The organism is Nocardia sp. CA-145437 (genome assembly GCF_050956485.1).
GTDB lineage: Bacteria > Actinomycetota > Actinomycetes > Mycobacteriales > Mycobacteriaceae > Nocardia.
This window is the reverse complement of sequence record NZ_CP191204.1, coordinates 940,515-947,314: the sequence shown is the minus strand read 5'-3', so window position 1 is coordinate 947,314 and position 6,800 is coordinate 940,515. Positions and strand designations below refer to the sequence as shown.

At 66.2% G+C, this 6,800-nt stretch carries 7 protein-coding genes; 1 reads left to right on the top strand and 6 read right to left on the bottom strand.

Annotation, left to right across the window (positions count from 1 at the left end):
- Positions 1-20 precede the first annotated feature (20 nt).
- From ACQPYY_RS04260 to ACQPYY_RS04245, 4 genes are all read right to left on the bottom strand, one after another.
- Positions 21-509: a YbaB/EbfC family nucleoid-associated protein gene (locus tag ACQPYY_RS04260; protein WP_433592809.1), complete on the bottom strand. Its 489-nt coding sequence runs from the start codon at positions 507-509 to the stop codon at positions 21-23.
- A gap of 7 nt (positions 510-516) precedes the next feature.
- Positions 517-831, bottom strand: a complete 315-nt coding sequence (locus tag ACQPYY_RS04255; RefSeq protein ID WP_379105110.1) for a hypothetical protein — start codon at positions 829-831, stop codon at positions 517-519.
- Positions 832-926: 95 nt separating this feature from the next.
- Positions 927-1,715 (bottom strand): ESX secretion-associated protein EspG, encoded by a 789-nt coding sequence (locus tag ACQPYY_RS04250; RefSeq protein WP_379105108.1) that lies wholly within the window; start codon positions 1,713-1,715, stop codon positions 927-929.
- Positions 1,712-3,748 (bottom strand): hypothetical protein, encoded by a 2,037-nt coding sequence (locus ACQPYY_RS04245; protein ID WP_433592808.1) that lies wholly within the window; start codon positions 3,746-3,748, stop codon positions 1,712-1,714. Before ACQPYY_RS04245 ends, ACQPYY_RS04250 begins: the two co-directional genes overlap by 4 nt.
- Before the next feature lie 158 nt (positions 3,749-3,906).
- Between ACQPYY_RS04245 and dtd the strand changes: the two genes are divergently transcribed.
- Entirely contained in the window at positions 3,907-4,350 is a 444-nt protein-coding gene (dtd, locus tag ACQPYY_RS04240; protein WP_433594565.1) for a D-aminoacyl-tRNA deacylase, read from the top strand.
- A 6-nt stretch (positions 4,351-4,356) separates the two neighbouring features.
- Here the strand turns inward: dtd and ACQPYY_RS04235 are convergent, their stop codons facing one another.
- A complete protein-coding gene (locus tag ACQPYY_RS04235; protein ID WP_433592807.1) occupies positions 4,357-5,175 on the bottom strand; it encodes an SDR family NAD(P)-dependent oxidoreductase in 819 nt (272 codons plus the stop codon).
- A gap of 82 nt (positions 5,176-5,257) precedes the next feature.
- Complete coding sequence (locus ACQPYY_RS04230; RefSeq protein WP_433592806.1) at positions 5,258-6,760, bottom strand: YncE family protein; 1,503 nt, start codon at positions 6,758-6,760, stop codon at positions 5,258-5,260.
- Positions 6,761-6,800 lie beyond the last annotated feature (40 nt).

Here is a 6,800-nt window from a genome sequence, read left to right as displayed (position 1 = left end):
ACCCACCGGTGCAGGCGGTGTCACCATCCGGAATCGGTGGCCCCACCACGATTTCGAAGCGCGTAATCCGAATTCGGCTCCGCCGCACGACGTTCCGGCGCCTTCGGCGGGGCGGTCGACACCACCGGCGGTTCCGGAATCCGCAACGCCTCGGACAGATCCGGCATGTCCGGCACCAGCTCGGACAGCCTGGGCAGGCGATTGCGGTTCTGCGACACCGGGGCCATGATCTCCCGGCTGCGCCGCGCCACCTCCGCGGACGCCTGCTGCGCGGCCTCGGTCACCGCCTTGGCGATCTCCTGGTAGTCGAGATCGTCGATGTCCGCGGCGAATTTGGTCTCGATCACCGTGCCATCGGCATTGACGGTGACGGTCACCCGCTTGCCGCGCACGCTCGCGGACGCGGTGATCGCCGCCCGCTGCTGCTGCAACTGGGTGATATTGCGCATCTGATCACGGAAGTCGTCGAGAATGTCCGAGAAATCGGCCTTCGCCCGCTCGTTCACCATGATCGGCTCACTCGAACCCGTCGCCGTTGCCGTGATCCATCTTCTTCAGCTCCGCGGCGGCCTTCAGCTGGCCGTCCGAGAAGTTACCGAAAGTGCCGGCCATATTGTCCGCACCCTCGATGATGTTCGTGCGGCTGGCGAGATACCCCTGCTCCCCCTTGGCGAAGTTGCCGCCGAGCGTGTCGTTCCCCCACGGCGTTCCCCGCCCATCGGCCGCCGAAGTCAGTGTGCTGACGACTTTTTCAATGCCATCGCGCACCTTGTCCGTCTTACCAGCCGCTTTGGTCAACAGATCCTCGTAAGCTTCCAGCCGACCGCTCATGGGAAGACACCCTGTCAGGCGTTGGCAACCGAGTAGTAGCCGGAAGCTGAACGGCGAGTGCCGATTCGGGCGGAGGGATACCCCGCCCGAACCCGTCACCCCAGTACTTCGCCCCGAGCCTCCATGTGCTGGAGGACCTCCCGCATCAGGTCATCGATCCGGTTCGTCAGCTGTTGCGAGCTGGTGGCGACCGCGTGCGTGCCCGGTCGGCCCATCTCGAAGGCGTAGCGCCCATCCATCGGCAGATCCCGCCAGACCAGCAGCGATTCCATATGGCCACGCGGTCCGTACATGGACCGGCCCTGCATCACCCGGATGAATCCGTTCCACTCGATGGGCTTGGCCCAGAAAGCGGCACTGAGACTCTCGTTGGTCTCCTCGAACGAATCGAAAGCGAACGACTGCCTGACCTCGTACGGGTCCCGTTCCTCCGGCTCCGTCACCAGCGGCACCGCGGGCCCGCGCCCCGGTTCGGTCACGGGCAGCTGCGCGACGATCAAGCCCGGAAGATCCTCGGGATCGCACTCGGTCAGCGTGAATCCGCCACTGTGGTAAATGGTTTCGCCGGGCTTCATGGTGACCATCACGGCACGACGGCCACGACGAGCCAGGTGCGCGCGAATCCTGCGCTCCGGATTGTCGAGATCGTCCTCACGCCGAGCGTGGGCCCCGATCGTGAGCTCGGGATTCCGGAGCAGCTCGAACACCGGCTCGAGCTCCGCGAACACCGCTGGCCCGAGCTGTTCCGTCACCTCGACATGCCTGCGCCTGGCGGCCTCTTCGTACTGGGTGTGGCTGGTGTACACCAGCGGGAACGGCACCTTGCCATCGAGGTACCGCTCGCACAGCACGAAGAACTCGTCGTCGCTGAAATCCCAGATCACTGCTCAGCCACCGGAACCGTCACCGTCGGCGCCTCGAACGCCTGCTCGAGGCCATGCTCGAGCCTGCGCACGAAATCCACGGGACCGGCGACCGGCTCCGCACCAGCGGCGCCGGACGCGACCATCGCGCCCTCCGGCGTGCCGATCGGCGCCGCCGGCACCGCATCCAAACCCGTGCGGAACAGATTGGTGAACGACGGAGTACCCGCGACCTGGCCGGATGCCCGCACCGCGCCATCCGGTCCGGGCAGCGCCTGGGCACGCACCTCGGCAGCGGGATTCGCCACCTGGGGAGTCTCCGCCCCGGTGACACCGAGCAACTGCCCCAGCTGCGCCAGCTTCGCCGGATCCTTCTCGATCGCCGCGAACGCGGTGGTGATCTTGTCCTCCGGCACCCCGAAGAGATGGGCCAGCGCGGCGGTGTCACTCGACTGCATGGCAGATTGCAACTGCTGCAGCATGGTCGGCAACTGTTGCGACAGCGTCTGTATGCCCGAGTTCATGCCGGTGAGCAGTGACGTGAGCGCACCCGTCAGCTGCGAGCTGTCCCCGCTACCCGAGGAGCCGTTGGGCGAGGTGCCCTGCGGCGTCGTCGAATTCGGATTGGAACCGTTGGGGCTGGAACCGTTGGGGTTGGAACCGTTCGGATTCGAGCCGTTCGGGTTGGAACCGTTGGGCTTCGAACCGTTCGAATTCTGGTGGTTCTTGTCGTTCGGGTTCTGGTGGTTCTTGTCCTTGTCGTGCTTCTTCTGGTCTTTATCGTTGCCCTTCGGATGATTCTGCGTCTGAGGATGATTCGCGCCGCCGCCGCTGTTCGCACCGCCGCCGCCGCTGTTCGCACCGCCGCCGCCGCTGTTACCGCCGGCACCACCTTGTTGATGACCCTTGTCGCCGTCCTTCGGCTTGTCACCCTCGTTGGGCTTGTCGCCGTCCTTCGGCTTGTCGCCATCTTTCGGCTTGTCGCCGTCCTTCGGCGTGTCGCCGTCCTTCGGCTTGTCGCCGTCCTTCGGCGCCGGAGCCTGGTCGATGCGCGGTCCCGGCATCACCGGCATCACCGACAGCGTGTGCTTACCCGGCTTCAGGTAGTAATCCCCGAAATGGTCGCGAGCCTCCTCCAGGTCGGAGCCGCGGAACCAGGAGAGATACCAGCCGTCCGTGGCTTTCGCCGGCATCAGGTAGCCGCAGCTGTTCATCCAGTTGCCCGTGTAGTTCAGCAGCTGACCCATGATCTTCATGGTGTCGACGAGCGGCGCCAGATCCTGGCCGTACTTGTCGACCGCGGCGCGGGCGGCCTGACCACCGGCACCGAGCCAGCTGTTGCTCAAACCGCCGATCGTGTTGACGTAGGCGCCGACCTTCGTATTGATCTTCTCGGCCATGCCCGCGTACGCCTCACCCGCGGTCCGGTACTTGTCCCCCTGGGCGCCGGTCTTGGTGAGCGTGTCGTGCAACGCGATCATCGGGGGCCATTCCTGGATGTTCTTGTCCTCCCAATTGATCTCGAAGTGGTCCTTCGTCTTCTTGTCGTTCTCGGCCCACTTCTTCAGATCCTCGCGGAAGCCGTCGCCGTACCCGCCCGCCTGCTTCTCGTAGTTCTTCGGATCGACATCGAGTTTCGCGGTGTCGGCCGAGATCTTGTAATCACCGGCCCAGTCGATGTTCTTCTGCGCGGCTTTGAGCTGATCGGCCGACACATTGTCCGCGTACCGGTACGCCTGCGCCGCCTCACGGAAGATGTCGACCATGTTCGTCAGGATGTCGATGTGGGTTCCGAGCGCGTCGCGCAGCTCGATCCCTCGCCGGTTCAGCCCGGCCGCCAGCTCCGAGCCCGACGGGTAGGAACCGATATTCGGCAACGAGTCGAGATGAAAGTCCGTGACCGCCTTCTGATAGGCGCGCATCGACTCGGCCAGCGTCGAGGCCGCCGTCATCGCGGTCTGCGCGTCCTTGGGGTCGAACTGCAACGTGTGCGCGCCGATCTGCGCCTTCAAGCCCGAGCCCCACACAGGTGTTTTCGTATTATCAGGTGCCATCGGTGACTACTATCGCTCCGCCCGGTTCTTCACGTGTCTGTGCCAGCACAGCCTACTGTCGTGAACTCCCGATGGCGCACAAGGAAATTCGGGGCAGGGTGATCGCTCCGGGGTAGCCGCGCCGCGACACCATGGCCCATCTGGGAAGATCCATGGTCATGCGGGTACTGGTGCAGCGGGTCACGTCAGCGCAGGTCAGTGTGGACGGCGAGGTGGTCGGGCGTATCGACCCCGCGGCGCACGGCTCGCCGCAGGGTCTGGTCGCGCTGGTCGGGGCCACCCACGCCGATACCGACTCCACCGCGAAAGCTCTGGCCGACAAGCTGTTCCGGCTGCGGATCCTCGACGGGGAACGATCGGCGGCCGATCTGGCGGCGCCGATCCTGGTGATCAGTCAGTTCACGCTGTACGCCGACACCACCAAGGGCAGGCGACCCTCCTGGAACGCGGCGGCGCCCGGCGCGGTGGCGGAGCCGCTGGTGGAGACGTTCGCGGCCGCGCTACGGGAGCTCGGCGCCACCGTCGAGACCGGGCGATTCGGGGCGCATATGCAGGTCGAACTGGTCAATGACGGACCGGTCACCCTCTTGCTCGAAGGGTAGGGCCGATCAGCGAATCCAGTGGGAAGTGATGCCCGCGACGATCGAGCCGTCCAGGTCCGAGAGGCTGGAGGCGACGAAGGAGCGGGCGTAGTCCGAGGTCTGCCAACGGAAGACGATCGGATAGGCGGTGAGGGCGGACATGACCACGGCAGCCACCTGGTCGGCGGTCTGGCCGGTGGAATAGGCGCTGCGCGTGCGGTTGATATAGGCGTTGAGGGCGGGGGCGTAGGGGCCCGCCTCCGCGACTACCGCCGCCGGATCGATGTGCGCGTTGGCGACGAATTCCGTTGTCACCGCGCCGGGTTCGATGATGCTGACGCCGACGCCGACCGTGGCTGCCACCGGTTCGAGGCTCTGCATGAAGCCCTCGACGGCGAACTTCGCGGCACAGTAGGCCTCGTTGAAGGGCTGGCCGACAGCGCCGCCGACACTGGTCACCGTCACCACGCGGCCCTTGGTGGCGCGCAGGTGCGGCATGGCGGCCTTGGTGACCTCGACGACGCCGAAGTAGTTGACGTCCATGGCGCGGCGGATCTCCGACATGGGGAGATGCTCGACCGTGCCGAACACCGAGACCCCGGCATTGTTGACGACGGCGTCCAGGCGGCCGTAGTCCGCGACGACGCCGTCGATGCACTCGGTGATCGAGGCGGAGTCCGTCACGTCGAGCCGCCGCACGTCGGCGCCGGTTTCACGGACCGGGCCCGCCTTGTCCGGATTTCGGAGAGTCGCGACCGTCCGGTATCCGGCCCGGACCGCCGCCGCGGCGACCGCCAGCCCGATACCGGTGGAAGTCCCGGTGATGAGAACAACCTTGTCGGCCATGGCCTCATAGAACCAGGACCGGGGCCCGGCCCTGAGCTGCCACGCCCAAGGAATCGGCGGGCCCGGGGCGACGCCGGCCGGATTACTGCGGGGGTGGGACGAACATGACCGTGCCGGCCACGAACGCGTAGATGGCTCGCGATCGCGGATCGGCGGCCGAACCCACGAGCAACTTCATGCCCATCTCGATCGAGGCGTCGCCCAGGCGACGTTCCGCGAGTTCGACGGTCAGCAACCGGTAGCCGTCCCGACCATTGTCGGCGACATAGGCGACGTGCCTCACGGGGTCCACGCCGATGGAACCGGATGCGCCCACCACCCGGAGGGTGGCGTCGACAGTCCGAGTCGCGGTATCGGCGAGGCGGATCGCGTCACTGCCGACCAGGACGAGCGTATTCGCGGTGAAATCCGCGGCGATCTGGAGCAGACCGGCATCCGGGACGGTGATCTGTCCCGCAACCTGATTCGACGCCAAGTCGACCACGATGACGCCGTTGCTGCTCCCTCGCACCTGGTCGTAGCGCGAACCCGCGACGTAGGCGACCCGAGTAGCCGGATCGATCACCACCTCCCCGGCGGACGTCCCGAGCTCGACCGACGTGACCACGGCCGCGGACTGCGGATCGATCACCGAAAGCCATGCCGCCGCATTGACGTTCACCGTCTTCGGGTCCAGCTGGTACCCGAGGAACCGCTCATTCGTGACATACACCAGGTGGGTGCCGGGGTCGACCGCTACACCCCGCCCCACCTGACCGGTCTCGATCGTGGCGACCACGCCGTTGGTGGTGGTGTCGACAACCCACAGCACAGCATGGATCTCGGAATGCGCATGACCATGGTCGCCCAGCGACGCCACGTACAGCCGGTGCGACTCCGGATCGAGTGCGATCCCCACGATCTCGTCCTGGAAGGAAATCCGGCTGACCACTGTGCGATTCGCGGTGTCGACCACCGCTACGGATTTGGCCATGTCGTCCGCCACGTACAGCCGTCCGGCCGCGCTGTCGACCACCCCCTGCTTGGACCCTGCCTCACGCCCTATCGGGACCGTGGGGTAATCCGGTGCGGCACGCCGGTCACCACCGCCCATGGCGACCACCACTCCGACCACCACCACGATGACCACCAGGACCGCGAAAATGATCAGCGGGAGATTCGAACTCGAGCTCGGCCGACCCGCCGGGCTCATCCGCCCAGCAGCGGCAAACGGAACCGGCTGCGGCACAAGCCGCTTCACGCGCTGACCCGCGCACAGGGGCCGGAATGCCGTCTGTACCAGTGGATTATGCGCGGCGAACCCCGAGAGGTACAGCGAATGGATATCGTCCGGCGAGGTGATACCGGCGCCGCGCAGGACATCGACCGCAGCGCTCACCACCGGCGGCAAGCCCGACTCCGTGAGATCCGCGGCGGAAACCGGTGGGAGGTCGCGAGAGTCGATCACCCGCGTCGAGCCATCCGCCGACACTGTCAGCAGCGCGACGGTCAACGCGGCCGAACCGAAGTCGATCACCGCGATCCGCGAACCCGCTGGGGCCGGATCGATTCCCGCGGCCAGGCCGGACACACCGATACCCGTCAAGACAATCCCCTCCCCTGGACCACTGCGACCTCGATCGTAA

Excerpts from the sequence above, each read along its gene's own strand:
- dtd (WP_433594565.1), top strand. The coding sequence starts at position 3,907 with ATGCGGGTACTGGTGCAGCGGGTCACGTCAGCGCAGGTCAGTGTGGAC.
- ACQPYY_RS04260 (WP_433592809.1), bottom strand. The coding sequence starts at position 509 with ATGGTGAACGAGCGGGCGAAGGCCGATTTCTCGGACATTCTCGACGAC.
- ACQPYY_RS04235 (WP_433592807.1), bottom strand. The coding sequence starts at position 5,175 with ATGGCCGACAAGGTTGTTCTCATCACCGGGACTTCCACCGGTATCGGG.
- ACQPYY_RS04245 (WP_433592808.1), bottom strand. The coding sequence starts at position 3,748 with ATGGCACCTGATAATACGAAAACACCTGTGTGGGGCTCGGGCTTGAAG.
- ACQPYY_RS04255 (WP_379105110.1), bottom strand. The coding sequence starts at position 831 with ATGAGCGGTCGGCTGGAAGCTTACGAGGATCTGTTGACCAAAGCGGCT.